Genomic DNA, 22,723 nt, shown 5'->3' with positions numbered 1-22,723 from the left:
AGTTGCTTGTAAAACAAGGTGTAAAAACCCAGCACCTAGACCCCAGTTCCCAGCACCTTGCAGAAGCTACCAACTCCCGACTAATGATTAGTTGCTTGTAAAACAAGGTGTAAAAACCCAGCACCTAGACCCCAGTTCCCAGCACCTTGCAGAAGCTACCAACTCCTGACTCCCAACTATGGACTACCAACTATAAAAAACACTTTCCTTCTCCTCTAAAAGTTTTTTCCTTTCGGATGATCTTGCCCTCACTCACCAAATGCATATCGTTGAAACGTTCGCACAATTCGCCCGCCTTGCTATGGCGCAAAAATATGGGGCTGCCATACGTCAAAGTTTCGGTGCCTTGGTAAGTAATAGGCGTTTGTACCTCGCCTGTGCCCTCATTGTCGGTCAGGCGAAAGCCTTGTGGCAAATAAGGCACAGGTTGTTTGTCTTTGGCTATAGCCCCCGATGCCACATAGCCCCCTCCCAGGCAAGTATACATGCCGGGCACGGGTTGGCGCACTACCTCTATAGCATAAGCAGCAGCGGGCAAGTGGCTAAACTGGCTGTAGTTGTCGAACAAGCCAGGTGTATAAAACCCTGACCCCACCGTTACCTCAGTCACTACTTCTTCCTGGATCGTGCTTTCGAGGCTGCCCGTACCTCCACCGTTTACTACCCGCAACTTTGCCCCTTTTGCCTCTAGTGCTTGCACTACCGAAGCTCTGCGACGAGCTATTTCTTTGATCGAGCGTTTTTTCAATAATTTAATCATGGCATTTTTCACCACCTGCCCAGGCACTTTGTCGCCCAAACCCGCTATTTGCGCCTCATAACCCATGATACCATCCAGCGTTACAAACTCAGCGGTTTCTATAGCAGCGTATACCTCTAGGGCTTCGGTAGCGTTGTGCACCGACGACCGAAACACGCCAAAATAAATGCCCGGAAACTTAGACGACATGTCTATGTCTATGCACACGGGTAACGCCACTTGCAAAGCTTGCCCTATAGCATTGATGCGCTGTACATGGGCGGGGCTGTCTATCATGAGTATCAGCGTTTTGCCTTGTTTTACCTCTTCAGCTACTGCCTTTAGGTCGGTTTCGTGCCAAACGGGGTAACCCATCAGAATGTCGTCAAAACCCTGTTGGCTCAACCATACCGCCTCTTGGGGGTGAAAGCTCATAATGCCCTGAAACTGATTGCTTGCGGCAAATACATGCTCAAGCACCGCGCGGCAGCGTACCGATTTGGAGGCAACCCTTATTTTTTTTGTGCTACCTGTGCGTTTCAAAATTTGCCGAATATTTTCGTTGAGCAAATCAAGATTGGTAAAAGCAAAGGGTTTGGGGGTATTTTTAAATATTTCGCAATAATATTTGTAATCAGGCGTAAAGTCAGGCATTTGTACTACACAATTGTTTAGAGTGGCTAAAATACATAGAATTACGAAAATACCTATTCATTTAAGAATGGTTTTATTGCTTTATGGTTTGCGAAGCGGTTTTATCAATTCTCAATTATGAGAAAACCATCAATTGTGGACGATCGATTAAAATTGTTGCTCAAAAAAATAGCAAAAATTTGTTTAAAAAATTGGCTTAACTTTAAAAATGCTTCTATATTTGTCATATAAAAGATTTTAAGCCAATATAATTAACAAATTGAGTTTGTTACCCTTAAACACAAGATAGTATGGATAGCCTAGGTATAGACAACAACACCCGCGAAATAGTTTGGAAGATTACCCCAAAAAACAAAAAGACGAAGCCCAAAGCCAAAGCAAACGCTCCCAAAAAGAAACCTTCTGTGGTGGCAGGGGCAAACCCTGACCTACAAGCATTGGTAGAGGCACAAGTCAAGAACTTGTCGAGTATTTTGTTTGAGAAGGTACAAGCGTTGGAGCAAGACGTGCAAAAACTTAATGTTCATCAGGCTACGTTAGAAAAGTTAGTTGCCCACCCACAGGCAGACGCTTATACCCAGGATGCGGTGTTTGAACCTTGGTATTTGTAGGTACAGGGTTTTCTTATAAAAGGCTATTTAGGAGAATATGCCCCCGAAAAACCACATTATTGCCTCAGGCAGTGTCTTCACGACCGAGCGAAACTTTATACTTTGCAAGCTTCAGAGGGGTTGCTCATTTTTTATAAGAAAGCCCTATTTGTAGGTACCGTTGTCTGAGATAAAATTATTTGTTATGTTTTACCTACCCACCTTTATTAAGCACAAGTCGTTTCGGCCTGTGCTTTTTTTCTTTGGGGGATGGTATTCATTTGGTGTATAGGCACACACCAGCCCGGCGTGTACCAATGGAGTGATTGTCTCACCGCCTATTATTTCTCCAGTACAAATATCATTCGCTCAGAGTCTGCTTCCTCAAAAGGGCTAAAATCATACCCTCCCAGGGTTTGTAGCAAACGCAAAGAAGACGCTTCTATATACTCTTGAAACTTGTCGTAAGACAATAGTTTGATGCTTTCTTCAAAGTGAAAGTCCTGCCCATTGTCATTGAAATGAATTCCTTTGGTAAGCATACCATTTTCTACCTTTTGGGTTACCTGAAACTTAATGTTTTGTACTACCGACAACTCATAAGGTATTAGGTTGCGCTCGTATACAGGTGGGTTAATAAAATCAAGGAAAAACTTTCCGCCTGGCTTGAGCATCGTATGCACTGCATCGAGCACCTTTTGGTTTTCTGTGTCCTGGTCATAAAAACCGAAACTGGTAAAGAGGTTCAAAATAAAATCGAAATGATTTTCCTGGTAAGGCTCGCGCATGTCTTGTTGTACAAACTGCAGGCGTTCGTGGGCAAACTTTTGCCCATAGCGCAGGTTGTTTTCCGAAATATCCAACCCAGTCATGTCCAGCCCCTTTTTACTTAGGTAAATGGCGTGTTTTCCTTTGCCACATGCCAGGTCAAGCAATTTATGGTGGGGTTGGGGTTGTAAAAAGTCTACCAATTGATCTAAAAAATGTTGAACCTCCTGGTAGTTTTGGTGTTTGTATAAGATATGAAAATAAGGGGAACTAAACCATTGGTTGAAGTGCTCATCAGTTTTTTCATTTTGGGAGGTATGGATTAAATTATTCATATAGCGAAGTGTTTTTATGTGAGTGTAATATTTTTTGGATTACACAAATATACACACAAAATGCCTCTCCCTGTTTGGATTTAGCCAATAACCTCCCTTGCTGGGTTTATAGCCCTACTCCCTTTAGTTTTTGAAAAGTGCCAAAATAGCAAAAGAGGTGAACCATCTAAAAATGATTAACCTCTTTATTCTTTGGTAGTTTGAATGGTTTAAGCCAAAAAATTTTGTTATATATTGGCTAAAATAATATGTTAATTAATGTTTTATACTAGGTAATTTTCGTTAATTTTTTGGCAATTCGCCACTTTTTTAGGTGATTAGTTGGAATAGTTGACTTTACAACTTTGCCAAATACTTTTTGGCACCCTTGGTCATGTAGGCCTGTAGCTTGCCCTGGTCATCGGCATAAATCAGGTAAGCATCCAGGTTTTTGTGTTGGGCAAGCAATGCTTTAGCTTTCTCAAAGCCCATGACCATAAACGCGGTAGCGTAGGCATCGGCCGTCATGCAATCTTGGGCAAGCACCGAGGCGCTCAACAATGAGTGCTCTACTGGGTATCCTGTGGCAGGGTCTATAGTATGCGCGTATTTTTTGCCGTCTTTTACATAAAAATTCTCATAATTGCCTGAAGTAGCCATTGCCCTGTTGTCTAAATAAATGGCACTGAACACCGACGATTTACCCTTGCTTTTTCCTGCTTTGTATTCAGGGTTTTTTACCCCAAACAGCCAGGTTTTACCTTCTGCATTTTTACCTCGGCACCGTACCTCGCCACCAATTTCTACCGCGTAGTTTTTTATTTGCTGACTTGCCAAATATTCACCTACTACGTCTACTGCATAACCCTTGGCAATGGCACTAAAATCGAGCACGACGCCTGGTTTGTTTTTTTGGAGCTTTTGCTTGTCAAATTTCAGGTACTTGTCGAATCCCACAAACTGTTTGAGTGAGTCTACGGGTACTTTGCCCTCTTGTGCCTTTTTAAACCCAAACCCCCAGGCATTGACCAAAGGACCTACTGTAGGGTCGAAAGCTCCTTTAGTATGGCGGTATATCTCCTGACTCTTTGCCAGTACCGGGTAAAAAAACGGAGACCGAAAACTCACTTCTGTGCCTTGGTTAAAAGTAGAAATTTCGGAAGAGGGGATATAAGTAGACAACGACTCGTTGAACGCTACCAATACCGAGTCGATGCTTTGTTTGAAGTCACGGTTTTGGTCGTCCAAATAGGTTACATTGTATACAATCTTGCCCATAGTAGTCCCAGTCACTTTTACTTTGTTTGTCTTGTTTGGGGCTTTTTGGCTTGTTTTTGCCTTGGCTTTCGCCAAATTTTCTTTGTGTTGACTTTTACGATACAAATAAACTATGCCTACCAACGACAACAACACTACTGAATAAATCAGGTTTTTCTTTCTATTACTCATTTTTTAATTTTGGTTTCTTTTTTCTTGAGCTATGCTGGGCTTTTGGCCTTTGCTTGAGCTACGCTGGGCTTTTAGCCTTTGCTTAACTGTTTGTAGTGAGCCTTTAGCCTTTTCTTGAGCTACGCTGGGCTTTTGGCCTTTGCTTAACTGTTTGTAGTGAGCCTTTAGCTTTTCTTTGAGCTACGCTGGGCTTTTGGCCTTTAGCCTTTTTTTGAGCTATGCTGGGCTTTTGGCCTTTAGCTTTAGTTTGACTGTTTGTAGTGAGCCTTTAGCTTTAGTTTAACTGTTTGTAGGGAGCTTTTGGCCTTTAGCTTTTTCTTGAGCTACGCTGGTTTTTAGCCTTTAGCTTTAGTTTAACTGTTTTGGCCTTTAGCCTTTGCTTGCTGGTGATTATCATATTTGCGAAAGCGAGAATAACTACACGAAGAGTAGAAAGACTCTACAGAGCACAAAAAGGCTAAAAGCTAACGGCTAAAGCTCCTCGAAGCACAAAAAAGCTAAAAGCTAACGGCTAATCTCCTCGAAGCACATAAAGGCTCCACAAAGAACAAAAAAGGCTAAAAGCTAACGGCTAAAGCTCCTCGAAGCACATAAAGGCTCCACGAAGACCAAAAAAGGCTAAAAGCTAACGGCTAATCTCCTCGAAGCACAAAAAGGCTAAAGGCTCCACGAAGACCAAAAAAGGCTAAAAGCTAACGGCTAATCTCTTCGAAGAACAAAAAGGCTAAAGGCTCCACTAAGACCAGAAAAGCTAAAAGCTAACGGCTAAAGGCTCCACAAAGACCAGAAAAGCTAACAGCGCCACAAAAAACTAAATCTTCTCCTTGACTTGCAAATACTGTTGAATCTTATCTACCAATACTTCATTTATTTTCTGGAAAGACTCGTGTGTCCAGCCGGCAATATGGGGCGTCATGATAATGTGGGGCGACTTGCGCAAAAACTCAAAACTTTGTTTTTCTGTTTCACTCAGCGTTTGTAGTTTTTCGTTTTCGAGCACATCCAAAGCCGCTCCCAACACCTTTCCCTCTTGTATTTTTCGTTGCAATGCATCCAGCCTGAGTACTTTGCCTCTTGCCGTGTTTACCAAGTAAATATTATGCTCAAAACAATCTAAAAAATCATCATCTACCAGCTCATAAGTATATTCGTCGAGTGGTACGTGCAGACTTATTATTTCGGCGCGCTCAAACACTTCATCCATAGACACTTGTCGGGCATATTCGTCTCCACGGTCGGGGCGGCGGTCGTATGCTATCACGTCTTTGCACCCAAAGCTACTCAAGCGTTTGGCGAAAGCCTTGCCCATATTACCGTAGCCTATCACCCCCACTACTTTGTCCATAAGCTCTACTCCCCGGTTTGCTTCTCGTTTCCAGGCAAAGTTCTTTACCTCCGAATCGGCACGTTGTACATTATGTAACAAAGACAACAACATGCCTATAGTTTGCTCGCCTACTGCATCACGGTTGCCCTCTGGGGCATTCAATACCTTAATTCCTCTGGCTTTGGCTGCCGATAAATCTATTATATCAAGTCCGGCACCCCCCCTGGCAATCACTTTGAGGCGTGGTGCCCGCCCAATTAGTTCTTCGTTGATAGCAGTTTTACTACGAACCATCAAGCCCTCGTATTGGTCTATGATTGTCAAAATCTCTGCGCGGGTAATATCCGGACGGTAGTCACCCTGAATACCACGCGACTCAAGCAACGAGGTAATAGAGGGGTGCATTTTATCTATGATGAGTATATTAAAAGCCATATTGTAAATGAATCTAGTGTGTGTTTATAAAAAATACGCCATGAGCACTGTTGAGTACTACAATAACTAAGTTCGTAAAAGTTTTTTTTAGAGGCAAGGCGGTTTGCTCTACATGAGCAAAATGATTGGCTCAGTGCTGTTTTTTCGCTTTATATGTCCAGTATTTAAAAGCTGTAGAGCATATGAGCAGTCGAAAAATAGACAGCCAAGCCCAGCAAGTCGTTTGCGGTAGTAATAAAAGGCCCGGCTGCCAACGCTGGATTAATGCCCAGTTTGTCGAGCACCAATGGGGTAATAGTACCCATAAATGAGGCAAGCAATACCACAAAAAACAATGAAATGGCTACAATGCCTGCCAGGTTGATGGTTTGCCCCAGAATAATGGTAAACCCAAACACAATGACCGAAATGACTACTCCATTGATAATGGCAACGATCAACACTTTGAACAAACGCTGAAAGTAATTGACGCCAATCATAGATTTATTTGCCAAACTTTGAAGCACAATAGATGAAGATTGGATACCCACATTTCCTCCGGTAGCTGTAATCAACGGGATAAAAAATGCCATTGCCGGAAGTATTGCCAGGTCTTTCTCAAAAAGCCCAATAAAACGTGCGCCCATTAAGCCGCCCGCCATACCTATGATGAGCCAAGGCAAACGTGCCCTGGTAAGCATCAGTACATTGTCGTCTTCTTCTATATCTTCAGAAATACCCGTAATAATCTGGCGTTCTTCTTCTGCCTGTTCAGTGATTACATCTACGGCATCGTCAATGGTAATGCGCCCCATGAGCTTGCCTCGTTCGTTGATCACGGGCACTGCTGCCAGGTCATACTTACGCATTATCTCTGCCACTTCGTCTTCGTCCTGATAGGTTTTTACAGCCACAATGCCTTGCTCATAAATGTCTGCAATCCGGGTTTCGTCGTTCGACAAAATAATTTTTTTGAGCGACACCCTCCCCAGCAGACGTTCCTGGTTGTCGACTACATACAACGAGTAAATTTTTTCAACTTTTTCTGCCTGTCGGCGAATCTCCTCTATAGCCTGAATCACCGTCCAGTTGATGTTGGCACTGATCAGTTCCTTTGCCATTAGGCCCCCGGCGCAGTCTTCTTCATAGTGTAAAAGATCTATGATATAATCAGCTTTTTCTTTGCTGTCCAAAAAGGCAATGATTTCTTCCCTTGTTTGTAAGGGCAACTCGTTCAAAATATCTGCGGCATCATCTGAGTCTATGTGATTAATCCATTGAGCAATGGTTTCAGAGGGGTAATTTCTTATAAAAGGGATACACACATCTTCATCGAGGTAACTGATAATTTCTGCTGCTGTTTCTACCGCCAGCAAGTCCATCACAAACATAGCTTGCTCGGTATCCATTTCGTTCAATACCGTAGAAATATCGGCTGGACGCAACCGTGAGAGCTCGTTTTCTACAAATTGACTATTTTTAGTATCAACGGCTTTCTCTACCTTGTCTAAAAGATCTTTGGTAAGCACAAACGACATTAACAATACCTCCTTTCTAAAGTGTGACTAAAAAATATACAATCCTGAATTTTGACCACGTTTCCAGGCAACAAAGTTAGGCGAAAAAGCTTAAAACAAGTATGAATTTTTGATGAAGTTTTAGCCCCTTCCAACACTTACCCAACCCTCCACTCTTTACTTTGTTACACGTTAAAATTTGTTCATCAAAAAATCCCTGTTCAGGTAAAACGAACAGGGATTTGTTACTTTATTTGAAAGGTTTTGTTCAAAGATGCTACTTCAGTTTTACGGCTGTGGCACCATAGCCAAACTTTTCTTTATGAGCATCTTCGTAGTACTGAATGTCACTGTTTTTGCTCAAACGCTTGTGTATTTCTTTGCTGAGCACCCCGTTGCCTACTCCGTGAATAAAAATAATCTCGCTCATTCCACTGGCAATGGCATTTTCCAGCTTATTTTCAAATGTTTTGAGCTGCAGCTCCAGTATTTCGCCACTGTTCATCTTATTTGAGTCGCCCGTGAGTTTATCAATGTGCAAGTCTACTTCAAACTCGGGTGTTTCAACAAACTGGGGTTTGTCTTTAACAGTAACCGTCTCATTTTTGGCAAACATTTGTTCTTTGAGTTTGGCTGCATCCAGCGGCTTTTGCTGAGCTTTTGCCTGCGCCTGGCTTTCGGCATCGGTCTGAGGTATATCGCCAATGTCGTGGCTGCTGAGTGTGCCACTGGTTTCATCTTTGTCGAGCTGAAAAAGATAAGCTTCTTTTTCAATGACTGGAGCTTTGGCTTTGCTCTTGAAAAAGGTAGAAGCTCTGAAACGCATTTTTTTAACAAAAGGGGCTTTGATAGCAAAATAGCCTCGTTTGGCAAACAAAAACTGAAATATGTACACGCCCCAATTGTCAAAGTCTTTGATGTTTACTTCATTTATTTTGATCGAGTCGCGCCCACGAATCAATCCGGCATACAAACCCTGGTGGTTTTGATTTTTTTCTACCCCTACGGTAAAAGGCAAGTCGAAATCGGTATTGTTAACAATATACAGAGAAAACATTTTGTCGTTCACGGGCACAAAGGCGGTATATATACCTTTACTGGAAAAAACAGCTGGGCTGGCAGGCGATTTATCGGTGGGGCGTGCCGCAAACCTGCCTTGTTCTTCTTCCTGATAGCCACTTCCAAAGCGTTTTTCTTCTTCTTTGGCTATCACTACTACTTCGTTTTTGAGCACTGGAATAGAAAAACCATCTTCTATTTCTATTTCTACTACATTGCCACTTATTTTAGATATAATACCTTCTTCTGTACCATGAAGTGTCCTTACTTTGTCTCCTATATTCATTATGATATATTTTTATTTTCTTTGAATCAGCGTTGGCTCAAACAATATACATTTAAGCTAAAAAAAGTAACCTTTAACCCTCCACTCAACGTTTTAAAAAAAGTACTGACTGTCAGTTATATGACGCCATGGGGGAACCAAATAATTGAGCAATGCAATGCCCGTAGTTTTGCAAAGATAAAAAATTAGAAACAGCAATGTTATAATTTTTCTTAAGAAAAGAAATTGCCCCATGATACACTACTACTTCACTTCCAGCTATAGTGTTTAAGTTTACAGTTAAGTAGCCGCCAGCAATTAGCTATATGCTACAGGTAAGGATAATTTGTTTATAATATGACAGTTACACCTACTTATCAGATATATTTAATTCTGCTTCGGCGCTTACTATCAATATTCCACACGATCTACTCTTATTTTGGCCTTACCCCACTAGTGCATTGGGGATTAAATAAATATATTATTTATTCGAGGTATTTTGTTTGCTGACGCACTTCAAAAAGTGCGCATAGCTAAAGCTACGTAAGCTTTTTGAAGTAAAGTAAGCGGGCTAAAGACTCCGAATAATATGATAGGAATTTAGTTTCCAGTGCACTAGTCTGTGGGTAAGATTACTTTAACTCATTTCAATGACTGAAGACACTCATCATTCATTTTTACCTGACAATATCGACGAGATTATTCACTGGACTTTGCCTGGCATGGCGATGTTTTATCGCGACTGTAGTTTGCCTGCTCAGGCAATTGCTCAATACGAGCCAGGGCTTATATTGCGTTCGCCTTGTTTTGTCGATATGTCTTATTTTGCCGGCAAACCTGTCAAAAACTGCAGGTTTGTCGTGGCTTCCAGCAAGGCGGCGCCTTTGTTTGAGCTAGACCCTGCAGTGGCAAAATGGGGTTTGCACACGATCAACTGTAATAGTATTTTTAAAGTATTGGATGTATACCAGACTACCGCCCAGTTTACGCAAATAGTACTTTGGCATATTCCTTACCGGGCAATAGAGGTGTTCAAAAGTTCGTCGCTTATGATGGCAGACCTGGACGTGGATGCTTATATTATAAAAAATGCCAGAGAAAGTTTGCACCAAAAAATGGACATGGAAGTAATGACAGAGCTGGAGGAGCGTGCCTGGGTAAAGCGTACCAATTTTGCTATAGGGCTCAACGACGATTATGCTGCTTATGCTTTAAAAGCTACGCCTGTTCCTGATAAGTCTCGCTCTTTATTTAATGCGGTCAAAAAAATAACCGGGGATTTAACAGATTTAAACGAGGCTTTTTAGGTGAAATTTTAGAAGCCTTGACAGGTTGGCTGTTGAATTGATAAAAAAAGCCCCTTGGTCTATACAGATCAAGGGGCTTTTTTTGATTTTAGGGCTTGCAAACCATCTTTTTGTCCATGGGTTACTCTAGTGTACTGGGTACTAAGTTTTTACTGAGCATTACATACCTTGGCTCCGGTAAAGCTAATATCGTTCATATCACGAATAATTAGCTGAGGGGTAGTAGCTACTGTTACCACACCTACAATGCTTCCGGTACCATCGGGGCGGTTTGTGTTTGAAAAGTTAGCGTCTGAGCGGGTATACACTGGCAGAGACTGCGCACAGTCGGTGGTCGTGATTTCTACCGTGCCGCTCACTGCCCCCGTGCCTTTAAATTCCACCCCTTCTATTTTTACCAGTTGTCCTTCATACTTGCCAGCTTTGATGTCGGCAATGGTGGCAGTTACTGGGGTTGGCAATGTAGCTGCCCCTTTGCTTATAATGTTGGTGGCTTCGTCTATTTCGTTGAGTTGAAGCAAGCCGTTGAATTTTTCTAAAGCCAAACCCTGACAGTTAATGGTGACCTGCTCGCCCAACTTGAGGCTATGGTCAGCCTTGAAGCGCAACGCAATGCCAGTACCGGCGGCATCTTGAATAAAAACATTTCTTGAGTTAAGATTGCCTTGCTCTGGAGAAATAGTCACTACCCCTGTAATATTAAAAGCGCCTTTTACCTGGGTGTTGGCACATTGATAAATATTGCGTAGTTGGGCAATGGTTACATTTCCTGAAAGGTCAACCCCTCCGCCATTTTGTAGCCCGGCAAAATCGGCTTCCGTGCGTGGCAATAGTTGAATGGTACCGTTAAAGCTAGATGCTTTGCCAATGATGGTGCCGTTGCCTATGGGCAGTTCCTGGTCTGAGAACGGCTTATCGCTTGGAGTAAATACTGTAGTAGAGTTCCCATTACAGTCTACCAAAGTTTTGTTACCGCCTCCGTTAGAGCTGGTACCGTTAAACTTGGTACCTACAGGCTCGCTGAACGATACCCCTTCAATTTGCACGATGCGTCCTTCGTAGTTGCCCGTGTTGAGCTCAGCAATAGTGACCGGAATAATGACCGGAACATTCGCTGGCACTACTAGTTCTTCTTCTTGGCAAGAGGTAAACAACACGCTTGTCAGCAATGCAAATACCCCTAGTAAATAATTGATTTTATATGTAAAGTTCATCTTTTTCAGGTTAGCCATTGATTACTTAATATCGTTTTTGTTACGAGGAAGCACTTGTATAGTGTTGTTAAACACCGCCGCGTGTCCTACCACAGTTACTGCAGCAGTGGGCAATGCATCGCCCGCAAAATTAGCGTCTGAACGGGTACGGAAAATTGTTTCTTTGCCATCTTTGGCAATAGGCTGGTCGCCACTATTATCGGCAAATGTACCCTTGCCCGTAAAAGTAACCCCTTCTAATTGTATGAGTTTGCCTTGATAATCTCCCGTTTTTAGCTGATCAATAGTGATAGTTTCGGGAGTAGGCAAAGTGCCATCTGCTACTTTTGTAGCACTGCTATTAGGCACATTGCCAAATTGGGTCAATCCACTAAATTCCGTCAGTTGGGTACCTTTCAGTGCAATCTCTACCTCGTCGCCCAAGGCAAAAGTATTGTCACCTGTAAACCTTACTGCAATGCCTCCAGTGGCATCTTGAATAAAAATATTACGAGAAGTAATGTTACCTGCATCTTTGTCAGACGTTATCACTCCCTTTATTTTAAAGTCGTCAGAAATGTCAATGGCACTACCCTTGTACATATCCCGCATTTCTTTGATGGTTTTGAGGGTAGCATTGGCGCCCAGGTTTACAGTACATTTATTGGCAGTCATAGCCTTTACATCGTCTAGCGAGCGTACTGTCAATTGAGCCGTACCTCTAAAAGAAGATCCAACCCCTAAAATAGTACCGTTGCCAGTAGGTAGCAATTCATCAGAGATGTCAGAACTGGTACTGGTAAAAACCACCAAGGCATTCCCTGCACAATCAATCAAACGCTTGCTTCCGTTGCCGTTCGAGGTGGTGCCGTTAAACTTGGTGCCGTCAGCTTCGTCAAACTGTACGTTTTCAAGCTTTACTATTTTACCCTCATACTTGCCGCTGTTAAACTCTGCTACTGATATAGCCGCAATGCCAGCGGTAGGGTCGCAACGTTCGCCTTGTAAGCCAAAAATGTCTTTGATAGTACGTAGCTCAAGTTGTACGGTACCATTGAAAGAAGCGCCCACCCCGGTAATGGTACCATTGCCACGAGGCAAGGTACTGTTGGCAAAGTCGCGGCTAGTGCTGGTAAATAGTAAAAAAGTATTGCCCGCACAGTCTGACACGGTTTTGTTACCGTTGGCGTTCGAGGTAGTACCATTAAACTTGGTCCCTTCTGGCTCTTCAAACTGTACGTTCTCTATTTGCACCAGTTTGCCGTTGTAGTTGCCAGTATTGAACTCTTCTACCGTAATTACCTGTGGAATAAGGCTTTCTGGAATGGCTATTTTTTCATCGGCGCAACTGGTCATTCCTAACACAGCTACCCACCCCAGCAAAATGTAAAAAAATGTTCTATTCAGTCTCATCTTTAATATAAATCTTTAATGTGTTTGTATGTAACTGAGGTTATAATTACCTGATTTGTAGTACTGTACTTATAAAGAAAGTACGCCCAAAGTAGTATTGTACAAATGGCGACGGGTTGGGGTCGCTAAACGAAGCAGTGCGCTGGTTTGAGTCAATCACAAACCGGTTGTCGAACAGGTTGTTTACATTGAACTTTACCTGCAAAATCAAGCCCTTCTTTAGTTTGAATGACTTGCCTCCGTAAATGTCAAAAGTATAGGCATTGTTTAGGCGTTCTACCTGGTTAAAATAAGGCTCAGGGTTGGTTTTTTCTACGGGGTTGTAGTCGGCATACATATTATCGTAGAAGTTGTAGCTAATGCCTGCATACCAGTATTTGGGCGAGCGGTAGTTGAGGTTAAGCGCTGCGACCGACTGAGCCGAACCACCTACTTTTAAGCGGTCGTTGTATACGGTTTGGTTGTCGTTGATAATCTGCAAACCAGGGTCGGTAAATATAGTAGCCTTGGCGTTGCCCATCCAGCGCCAGTCGCCAATAGAAGCCATCCCTTTTAGCGTAAGCGCGGGCAACATTTGCCACAAAAAGTCAAACTCGATGCCACGGTGTAGCGCGCCTACGCCTGCCATACGTACGGTTACAAAATCATCGACAAACTCTCCGGTGGCAGGGTTTACATAACTTGCAAAAGTGCCCATAGTCAAAGTGCGGTTTTGCCAATAGGTTTGGTACACATTTAGGTTGGCAGCAAAAGTAGGCGAGCGGTAACCATACCCGGCTTCTAGTGAGAGTATTTCTTCATTGTTTAAGCCTCCACGTATGGTGTTAGACACCCGGGCATCTACATAAGCATCTCTGAAGAAAGGGGCACGGGTAAACATACCAGAGTTAAAAAACACATTGTGGCGCCCGGTAATCTTATAGTTGGCACCTGCCTTTACGGTGTAGTTGGTAAACTGGTGTAGTTCAGACTTACCCAAAGACGAATCGATGAATTCTTCGTGCAAAAATTTGCCGTTTCGTTGAAACTGACTTTGTACTACGGTTCCGGTCACAAACAAGTCAAGGTTGCCTAAGCTATATTCTGCCTGAGCAAAAGCCCCTAGCCAGCCCACTGTACCTGTGTAGTCGTAGCCAATGCGGTCACCTTCTTTGGCAAGAAAATTAGGGCGTAATAAGTTGTTGTCAGGGCGGTCGTTGAAACGTTCTCGGTCTAGCCAGAAATCACCCCCCAAAAGGTCGTTTACAGTCTGGTAATGAAAACCACGGTACCAGCGGTAGTCCAGCCCGGTAGTGATGCTTAGGTTTTCGGTAATGTGAGAGTTTAGCGTAGTCAAAGCACCCAACCAGTTGTGGTCATTGCGTGACTCTTGAATCATGTATTGCGACAATCGGCCTCTTACCAGTGTGTTGTCGTTGCCAGTAATAATGTTGGTAGGGGTCACTGCTTGGTTTTGGGCAATCAAACCTGCCCAGTCTACCTGATAAGTGCTTGCATCGGCTCCCTGGGTAATGTTAAAAGGTACCGGGTTGCCCACATCGGCAGTACGATTGATGCTGGTACCGCCTCCACGACCAAACGAATAATATACAGAAGTGCTCAGGGTGGTTTTAGGGCTGATGTCCCAGTAGTGGTTCAGCATAAACTTGGGCTTGTGGTAGCGGTTGCGTGCCGAGCTAAAACGCTTGCCATCGCGAAAGCCCCAGGCGGGGTTGTATCTTTCGTCGCCTACAGTCTGATAAGTTTCTAAGGTAGCACTTCGTCCTCCTTCGGTTACCTGAGGGGCACCAAAGGCGGTAAATACAAGTTGGTGGTTTTTACCAAAACCTTTGTAAGCCGATAAAAAGTAAGCCCAAGAATCGGCGCTGGTTCCTTCACGAAAGCCCTCGCCCTGGCGGGTAGAGCCCAACACGGTTACTGCCCAATCACCTTTCATCAATCCAGTAGAAGCAGACACCATTGCACGGTGTTTCCACGAGCGGTTTGACATAGCATAAGACACTCTCACTCCTTTGCGAAACTCGGTGGGCTTGGTAATAATGTTAATGGTACCACCTATTGAGCTTACGGCAAGTTTAGAGGCACCCAAACCACGCTGTACTTGTTGGTTGCGGGTTACGTCGTTCATGCCGCCCCAGTTAGACCAAAACACCCGACCGCTTTCCATATCGTTTACTGGAATACCATTGATCAACACGGCGGTGTTTTCGGAGCCAAAACCACGAATACGTACGCTTGAACCACCAAAAGCACCGCCTCCGGTAGATACGAATACCCCAGGGGTAGACTTTAGCATTTCAGGAAATTCCTGCGCTCCCATTTTCTCTTTAATGTCAAGCGCACTAATGGTAGAAATAGGCGTAGGTTGTTGTCTTTTTTCATCTTGGAAAGATGCCAATACCTGTACTTCTTTCAATCCCATAGCCTGAGGATCAAGCTTGAGCGTGGGCAGGCGCATAATTCTGCCCGCCAATACAGTGAGCGTGGTTTCATACTTTTCGTAACCAATGTAAGAAATCTCGATGGTTTGCTTACCTGCAGCTACATTTTGCATCAAAAAATCACCATTTACATTGGTCGTTACTCCTTGTGAAGTTCCTTTGATGATGACCGAAGCACCAATAAGTGCTTCTCCAGTTTCTTTGTCCATTACTCTACCCTTAATAGAGCCAGATTGGGCAAAAGAGGTACTTAGTGTTGCCACCAAGCAAATTAAAATTAGATAGAATTTTTTCATAAAGCGAGGCCTTTTTATATCTGCTTGCTATTTGGTCACAAAATTACGTTGGGTATTTCACTCCAAAGTTAAGTTTATATGAACCTTCATTTTTGGGGTAAATTGGCGTGTACCTTTAAGGGTGTTTTTACACTTTATAAATCACTATATTTTATTGAAACGTTTTACTTACACTTATAAAAAAAAGCCTTGAAACATTATTGAAGGGCAAGCACTCTTACAGCCAGTAAGTTAGAAAAGTACCATTGTTAAATATTAACAGCTGTCAAGTTCTTTTTGGTAAGAGATATTACTTGTTGAGTAAAAGTGAGTAAGTAGTATTGAAAAAGAAGGGGAGGAGTGGGTAATAGAAGTATCTAAAATTATTTAATTGTTAAATTTGCTTTATCAGAACAAATAAAACGTTAGAAGCCTATAATTTTGATCACTTCAAAACGTCAGGTTAACATTGCCTGGGCAAAAAATAGTGGTGTATCCAATATGTTTTGCGCGAGTTGATGCCAGAAGTTTATGCTGAAAAAACGCGCTGATAGTTAAAATAAGGGGAGTTATTCACCTTTTTTTATAAAATTGAGCCTTGTTTGGTTGTTTATTTACACTGGACAACACCAGGCAAGTGCCGAATGCTATAAAGTTAATATACAAAACAAAATTATTATTCCATAATTATTGCAAACCCCCGGTAAACGGGCAAAAGGTTTTACACATGAAAAAAACATTAGTATTGATTCTGTTGGTATGGGGAAGTGTGACCGTTTCTCAAGGACAAGGCAAAGAAAAATACCACTTGGGTAGCATTGCATTTTATAATGTAGAGAACCTTTTTGATACCATTGACGACCCTGAGAAACGCGACGAAGAGTACACTCCCGAAGGCAGACGCAACTGGACTACCATTCGTTACCACAAAAAACTACAGAACCTGGCCAGGGTATTGTCAAAGCTTGCCGGAGGCGATGCACCTTCTATCATTGGCTTGTGTGAGGTAGAAAACAAACAAGTAGTAGAGGATTTGGTGAAAACCGGAGGGCTTAAGAAGTATAACTATAAAATTGTCCATTATTCGTCGCCCGATCGTAGAGGTATTGACGTGGCCTTGATTTACCGCCCCGAATATTTTGCCCCTACTTTCAGCAAAAGCTACCGTTTGACAGACAAAACCAACCCCCGGTTTATCACCCGCGATCAGTTGTTGGTCAAAGGTAAGTTTGATGGAGACGACATTCATTTTATTGTCAACCACTGGCCATCGCGTGGGGGAGGGCAAAAACGCAGCGAGCCCCGACGTATCAAGGCGGCTACGCTTACTCGCAGCATTGCCGATTCGCTGTTGGACGCTGATAAAAATGCCAAGATTGTGATTATGGGCGACTTGAACGACAACCCCAACGACAAGAGTTTGACCAAGGTGTTGAAAGCTTCGGGTAAAAAGCCCAAAGGCAAAAATCTGTACAACGCAATGTTGCCTTTGTATAAAAAAGGCATCGGATCATTGGCTTACCGCGATCAATGGTATTTATTTGACCAAATCATTATGAGTAAAGGCTTGGTAATGGCCAAAAAATATAGTTACAAGTATGTGCCCAAGTCGGCAAGGGTATTTGCCCCTAAGTTGCTCAAGCAGCGTGGAGGCAAATACGAGGGTTACCCATTGCGTACATTTGGTGGGCGTACTTACCTGGGGGGATACAGCGACCACTTTCCGGTGTATATTTTTATAGCCAAGCAGGTGAAGTAGTTTATAGTTGCTACAGCCTCAAGCCTTTAGCTTGAGGTTGGTTTGCAGGCATGTTATCGGTTTTATAGCTCATTGATTATTAGCGGTTTATAAAATTGGCATCTAAGCATTTTGTAAATCATTAAAAAACGATACATTATAAAATCTGTAGCTACTTGTAGCATAGACAATTGAAATTTAATATTTGCATCAAGTATTTTAAAAGCCTACTTGCCTATACCTGCCAGGTTTTGTAGTATAGGCAGTTGAAATTTAATATTTGCAAACCTATAATAAAGAGAAGTCTACCCACACCTGCCAGGTTTTCAAAACCTGGCAGGTGTAAAACGCTATTTTATTAAAAGTCTACAGACTGCACTAGGAAACCTGGCAGGTATAAAACACTATTTTATTAAAAATCTACTGACTGCACTAGAAGCTACAAGCTCGCTACTAATTTACTTCTTGATAAACTTGTTGTCTTGCCAAATGCCTTTTGCCACTATTTTTCCATTTTTTTTGTAAAAAATACCACGACCATTTCTTTTGTCATTTTTCCATTCACCCACAAATTTATCGCCACTAGGCCAATGGTAGCTTCCTTTGCCATGGCGTTGCCCCAATTGAAAATCACCATCGTAATATTCACCATCCGGCCAGTAAAGGATGCCGTACCCATGATGTAAATTGTTTTTCCAGTTGCCTTCGTATCGCTTGCCATTGCTATACAAGCCTACTCCCTGGCCATTGGCTTTTTTAGCTGTTACATTGCCCACATAATACACCTTTGTTCCCTTTTTATTGGTAAAGGTTACATAATCGCTAGACAACTTGTCTTTCAATTGAGTGCGAAGGTTGTGAGCAAAAACGGTTGCTTTCTCAAGGGCAAACCTCAGGGAATCTAACTGATCGCTTTTTTGCTGTTCGTTATTTGTCACTTTTCTGGCGAGCGAGTCTGTTTGGCGTACTTGCAACGACGAGTCTTGCAGAGAATCAGGGGTTTCATGAGAAAAAAGCATCCCTTTCATTTTTTCCAGCTCTACCAGGTTACGCATTCTTAATTGAATAGAGCGGGTGAGTTTTAGGTTTGTGGGCATATCAGCGAGTATTTTCTCATAGGTAAGCCAGGCTTCGCGGTATTTTTTTTGGGCAATCAAGGTGTCAACTGCCAGGTAACGATCAAGGTAAGGCGGTTTTTTTGCGTTTTCTTGGGTATGTTTTTTTTCCTTCAAAGCAGTTCTAAGCTTTTGTTTTAGGCCTTGAGCACGAAAAAACAGTAAAATGGCAGAGGTGATGCTTGCTGCCAAGAGAATATAAACGACGATGATTTTACTTGGTCTTTTCATATATAAGTATTAATAGCTTATTTGACGTTAGGAGCAAGTCTCTAAATACCGATGAATATCGGTTAAGCGACAAGCTACCCCTTTGTTTAAATGTGTTGAGCTTATCAGGAACTTTCTTAAGGCTTAAGAAAACAGTATGGGACTATCGACTTCCATCTGCCGATTTTATAATCACTTAAAAATCAAAGCCTTATAAAATCGGTTAGTTGCTTTCAGATCAGCCTCAAACTTGTCGCTTGAAGCTGTAGACTAAAGAACATCCACCACTTTCAGCTATTTAACAGCTGGCAATCTATTTTCAAGTTTCCTGAAATCTGGAGAAAAATACACATGAAATCGCAACGTCCATTTTTGGTTGAAAATTGCCCCATTGCTTAACTGTTGTCCAAAAGAATACATCAAGCCTGTGGCAAAAGTGACTTGTGGTTTAAGTATGTACCCAAAAGAGGTGTGAAGCCTTAAATCTTCCATAGGACTATTCACTACTGACCTCCCACTTTGCATAATCAACTCTGCTTCGGGTGCTACATAAAAAGCCCCAGGAGCCAATTTATTTTTGTTGAGTGGAATTTTCATATTTAACATATACCTCCACCTGTTTCTAAAAATAAAACTACTGTTTTTCTGAAACCCCCTCGTCCAACGATGTTCAATCCGTATTCGGTGGTACACCATGAGACGGGGAAAAGGCACCGCAAAAAGGTATTGATGCCATATCCTCCATTCGGGCACCGTTGTTTGCTCTCCCTCCAAAATATCATCTGTATTCACGTTGAGCCTGAACACCCCACCCAAACTAGCAGTAAATTTTTTAGAATAAAAATAACTAATGGCGTGTCGGTTATAAATCTGCCCAACTTGCCCTGCAAACCTTGTTTGGTCTTTTTCCTGAAAGCGAAAATGAGTTTGGGCAATCCAGAACAGTTTATCAGAAATGCGAATATTGCCATAAGTATTGAGCCACAGGCGAGTGGTGGCATTCTTAAACTTAGACCTTTCGGGCATTCCTGTTTGTTGAGCGCTTACTTTTGACGAAATAAAAAACGAACAACAAAATATAAGCATTGTTGTGAGTGGGTAAAGGAATTTCATCTTTTTAGATTTTTAATTTGGGTTGAAATTCCAAACAGTTCCAAAACTGTATTGGGGTCGTTTTCTCTTCTGAGTTTACGTTCTAACTTTGAAGTATCTTGTTTTCTGAACACCTTCATTTGTACATAAAGTTGATCTAAGATTGAGCGAAGTTCCTTAGCCTGGGCACAGGTTAGCCCCACTTTGATCTTTGTCAAAATAGAAGGCACCAACAACTGATGATAAGCTTCGGTAAGCCTTTCTTTTATCTGGTCGTTCATGATAGTTGCCGTAAACGGATTCCATACCTGTTCGGTATATAATTTTTGAATCGTATCCCAACGTTTGGGCAATTGGGCAAGCGTACTAAACAAACTTTTCATATTGTCTAAACAGCTAATAATGCCACGTGCCTGAGCCGATTTTGTGCTCAAATCTTCGTTGGTAGAGTATAGCTTAATTTCTTTATTGACAGCAAGACGCATGGCTTTTGTGGTTGTCTTATACCGTTTGGGTAGTTTTTTTCCAAGAGAATCGCTTAGCCGATTTAATTGATCAAACTTTTGGATGATGACCTTCTCTAGTGCATCCAATTGTCGCTGTATTTCTTGATTGCTGAGTTTCTTATTGAGCTTTTGGGCTACAGAGTCTACACAAGATCGGGCATATTGGGCAATTTTAGCCAAGTATGCATAACCCACCTCATCAGCATTGAGCAACGCTGGGTTGGGTCCTGTAAATGCTTTTTGTTGCGTGTTGGTAGAGTCTTGCAACGACACCAATACTTCGGGCGAATACTTCTTGTCTAAACCAAGTTGTAGTTGCATGCGGTTGCGTTGCCAAAAATCAAGTACTCCCATTGCTTGGTATTCAACTATTTTTTTGATAACTGACAGGTATTTTTTGTTAACTTCTTGAACAACTGATAGCAAAAATAACACTTCCTCATCGGCATGCTTAAGTATGTTGAGCTTGGTATTGGTAAGCAGAAACTTGCTCACCTCCAGGCTTTTTTCATAATCTGCTTTTAAGTTGGCAATATGTGCTTTCTCAGCTTCTATTAGTGGATAACGAGCCACTTTTACCTGAAACAACGGCATCTGTATTGCTTTCCCCGAAATGCTTGTCATACCGGCAAATATATCGTTGATTTTCTGATTACAATACGAGTTTTGTCGAATCAAGGAGGCTATTTTACTGCCTATTTTTGTGTAACTGGTGCTATCGCTCAAATGTTGCAAACTAAGTATTTTGAGGTACACATGATCCAGGCTAACGGTTGTTGCCTGTGGAATGTTATCTTTATATAAATAGATGGTTTTGGGTTGGAAATCTTTTTCAAGTACAATTTTCTCTAATCGTCCTTCTTTAAAATGCCATTGCTCTGTTCTGTCTGGGGCATTGCCAAAGTTGACCTCCCAGACATCATGCGCAAAACCGTTTTTAAGAAACCTCCCCAAAAGAATTGCTTGCGTGTCTTCCATGCGTATGATCCCTTTGGCCAATCCATTCTCAAGCAGTGCACTGCTCTCAAAAAGCGTCTCCTTGATGTTAGATTTATCTACCCGGTTGATTTTATGGCTCCATTTTCCGTGTGTTTTTCCCTCCCGAAAATTCACCAACGCAGTATGAAAAACGCCGCTTAATTTCACATTGAGCTGATAATTGACCAGTTCTTGGGTACCATCAAGCTTAAACTTGCCAAACTGAAATCTCCAGGCACTGCCTGGCATTTGATTCTGAAAGGTTCCATTGAGCGAAAAGTATTGCTTCAGATCAGCAGAAGCTGCGTCAGCGCCAAAGCTTTTCATTGTAAAAGCACCTTGGGGGATGGTATCACCCTTGGAGGCATAGTAGCCATAATTTGCCTTTACTTTGTATGCGCCAACTTGTAGCAATCTATTGATGTATTGTTTGTTTTGTCCAAAAGACGACGTATAAAACAATACAATACAAGTAAATATTCTTATGATCATTGGCATAAAAAAATCTTATTGTACCACATTTGTTTTGACATTAGGAATTGTTCAAAAATAAATTTACACTCTGAGGGGTGATTTTTCGCCTTGATACTTCGTTATTTTTATTGCCCGTAGCGCTGCTATGGGCGCAAAAAATAGCCTCGTCTCAAAACAAAACATCTACCTCAAGAATGGTAATTTAATTTCTCACCATTCCTTAGTCATGAAGCACTGGTATAAAATTAGCGCTTAATTCTGGCTTAGCACCAAAAAACGGCTTATCCAACACGCATTGGATAAGCCGTTTTTTACTTTTGTGCAAACATAATCATTAATCATAACAAGATTACAAAAAAACTTTTCAAAGTTTTAGTCTGAGAGGCTAATAGTTTTGTGATCAGTGGACTAAATTTAGAAAAAAAGTAATGGTTCATAGATACCCGAATCATTGTATTTGATTAGCTTGTTTGCCGATTGGTATATATATCATTTTTTTTTGAAACCGTACACTAATCTTTCACTACCAATACTTGTGTAGAGTATCCTACCCTATTATTTTTTTCGTCTCGGTTTGTGTCTCCACAAATCGCCTCATCACAGCGTTTGGGAACATTATTTTTGCAGGTTTCGATCAGCTCGTGGAGACACGAGCTGAGGCGGTGACAGTATTTTTGAAAACCGAAGCTAGAGTTTTACTCTGCTGAGCTCAAGAAGTTAAAAGCTAGGTAGAGTACGTGCAGTGTATCCTACCCTACTATTTTTTTCGCCTCGGTTTGTGTCTCCACAAATCGCCTCATCACGCGTCTGGGAACATTATTTTTGCAGGTTTCGATCAGCTCGTGGAGACACGAGCTGAGGCGGTGACAGTATTTTTGAAAACCG

General features: G+C 42.1%; 15 protein-coding genes. 3 read left to right on the top strand and 12 right to left on the bottom strand.

Annotation, left to right across the window (positions count from 1 at the left end; translation table 11 throughout):
- Nucleotides 1-190: 190 nt before the first annotated feature.
- Nucleotides 191-1,393: an amino acid deaminase/aldolase gene (locus Q0954_RS24800; protein ID WP_299461551.1), complete on the bottom strand. Its 1,203-nt coding sequence runs from the start codon at nt 1,391-1,393 to the stop codon at nt 191-193.
- 290 nt (nt 1,394-1,683) lie between these two features.
- Here Q0954_RS24800 and Q0954_RS24795 point away from each other — a divergent pair, with 290 nt between their 5' ends.
- Complete coding sequence (locus Q0954_RS24795) at nt 1,684-2,004, top strand: hypothetical protein (protein WP_299461549.1); 321 nt, start codon at nt 1,684-1,686, stop codon at nt 2,002-2,004.
- Nucleotides 2,005-2,324: 320 nt separating this feature from the next.
- Here Q0954_RS24795 and Q0954_RS24790 read toward each other — a convergent pair whose 3' ends face one another.
- The 5 genes from Q0954_RS24790 to Q0954_RS24770 form a co-directional block, all read right to left on the bottom strand.
- Nucleotides 2,325-3,086, bottom strand: coding sequence for a class I SAM-dependent methyltransferase (locus tag Q0954_RS24790; RefSeq protein ID WP_299461547.1), 762 nt, complete (start codon nt 3,084-3,086; stop codon nt 2,325-2,327).
- A 336-nt stretch (nt 3,087-3,422) separates the two neighbouring features.
- The gene (locus Q0954_RS24785; RefSeq protein WP_299461545.1) at nt 3,423-4,514 is read right to left on the bottom strand and encodes an FAD:protein FMN transferase; all 1,092 of its coding nucleotides are present in this window, start codon (nt 4,512-4,514) and stop codon (nt 3,423-3,425) included.
- Nucleotides 4,515-5,325: 811 nt separating this feature from the next.
- Entirely contained in the window at nt 5,326-6,276 is a 951-nt protein-coding gene (locus Q0954_RS24780; protein WP_299461543.1) for a 2-hydroxyacid dehydrogenase, read from the bottom strand.
- Nucleotides 6,277-6,440: 164 nt separating this feature from the next.
- Nucleotides 6,441-7,793: a magnesium transporter gene (gene mgtE, locus Q0954_RS24775; protein WP_299461541.1), complete on the bottom strand. Its 1,353-nt coding sequence runs from the start codon at nt 7,791-7,793 to the stop codon at nt 6,441-6,443.
- Nucleotides 7,794-8,049: 256 nt separating this feature from the next.
- Complete coding sequence (locus Q0954_RS24770; protein ID WP_299461539.1) at nt 8,050-9,117, bottom strand: DUF2027 domain-containing protein; 1,068 nt, start codon at nt 9,115-9,117, stop codon at nt 8,050-8,052.
- A 629-nt stretch (nt 9,118-9,746) separates the two neighbouring features.
- Between Q0954_RS24770 and Q0954_RS24765 the strand changes: the two genes are divergently transcribed.
- Nucleotides 9,747-10,403 (top strand): hypothetical protein, encoded by a 657-nt coding sequence (locus tag Q0954_RS24765; protein ID WP_299461538.1) that lies wholly within the window; start codon nt 9,747-9,749, stop codon nt 10,401-10,403.
- Nucleotides 10,404-10,552: 149 nt separating this feature from the next.
- Here the strand turns inward: Q0954_RS24765 and Q0954_RS24760 are convergent, their stop codons facing one another.
- From Q0954_RS24760 to Q0954_RS24750, 3 genes are read right to left on the bottom strand one after another with little or no spacing between them, the layout of a single operon-like run.
- Nucleotides 10,553-11,617 carry a DUF5689 domain-containing protein gene (locus Q0954_RS24760; protein ID WP_299461536.1) on the bottom strand — a complete coding sequence of 355 codons (1,065 nt, stop codon included), beginning with the start codon at nt 11,615-11,617 and terminating at the stop codon, nt 10,553-10,555.
- A 21-nt stretch (nt 11,618-11,638) separates the two neighbouring features.
- Entirely contained in the window at nt 11,639-13,009 is a 1,371-nt protein-coding gene (locus Q0954_RS24755) for a DUF5689 domain-containing protein (RefSeq protein WP_299461534.1), read from the bottom strand.
- Nucleotides 13,010-13,055: 46 nt separating this feature from the next.
- Complete coding sequence (locus tag Q0954_RS24750; RefSeq protein WP_299461532.1) at nt 13,056-15,746, bottom strand: TonB-dependent receptor; 2,691 nt, start codon at nt 15,744-15,746, stop codon at nt 13,056-13,058.
- 706 nt (nt 15,747-16,452) lie between these two features.
- Here Q0954_RS24750 and Q0954_RS24745 point away from each other — a divergent pair.
- The gene (locus Q0954_RS24745) at nt 16,453-17,484 is read left to right on the top strand and encodes an endonuclease/exonuclease/phosphatase family protein (protein WP_299461530.1); all 1,032 of its coding nucleotides are present in this window, start codon (nt 16,453-16,455) and stop codon (nt 17,482-17,484) included.
- A 437-nt stretch (nt 17,485-17,921) separates the two neighbouring features.
- On the opposite strand, the gene Q0954_RS24740 is transcribed toward Q0954_RS24745, so the two are convergent.
- From Q0954_RS24740 to Q0954_RS24730, 3 genes are all read right to left on the bottom strand, one after another.
- Nucleotides 17,922-18,809 (bottom strand): hypothetical protein, encoded by an 888-nt coding sequence (locus Q0954_RS24740; protein WP_299461528.1) that lies wholly within the window; start codon nt 18,807-18,809, stop codon nt 17,922-17,924.
- A 273-nt stretch (nt 18,810-19,082) separates the two neighbouring features.
- Nucleotides 19,083-19,874 carry a DUF2490 domain-containing protein gene (locus Q0954_RS24735; RefSeq protein WP_299461526.1) on the bottom strand — a complete coding sequence of 264 codons (792 nt, stop codon included), beginning with the start codon at nt 19,872-19,874 and terminating at the stop codon, nt 19,083-19,085.
- 23 nt (nt 19,875-19,897) lie between these two features.
- On the bottom strand, nt 19,898-21,856 hold the full coding sequence (locus Q0954_RS24730; protein WP_299461524.1) for a hypothetical protein: 1,959 nt from the start codon (nt 21,854-21,856) through the stop codon (nt 19,898-19,900).
- Nucleotides 21,857-22,723 lie beyond the last annotated feature (867 nt).

This window comes from uncultured Microscilla sp., from assembly GCF_947493425.1.
Taxonomy (GTDB): domain Bacteria; phylum Bacteroidota; class Bacteroidia; order Cytophagales; family Microscillaceae; genus Microscilla.
The sequence above is the reverse complement of the archived record's forward strand: the minus strand, read 5'-3'. Positions and strand labels throughout refer to the sequence as shown.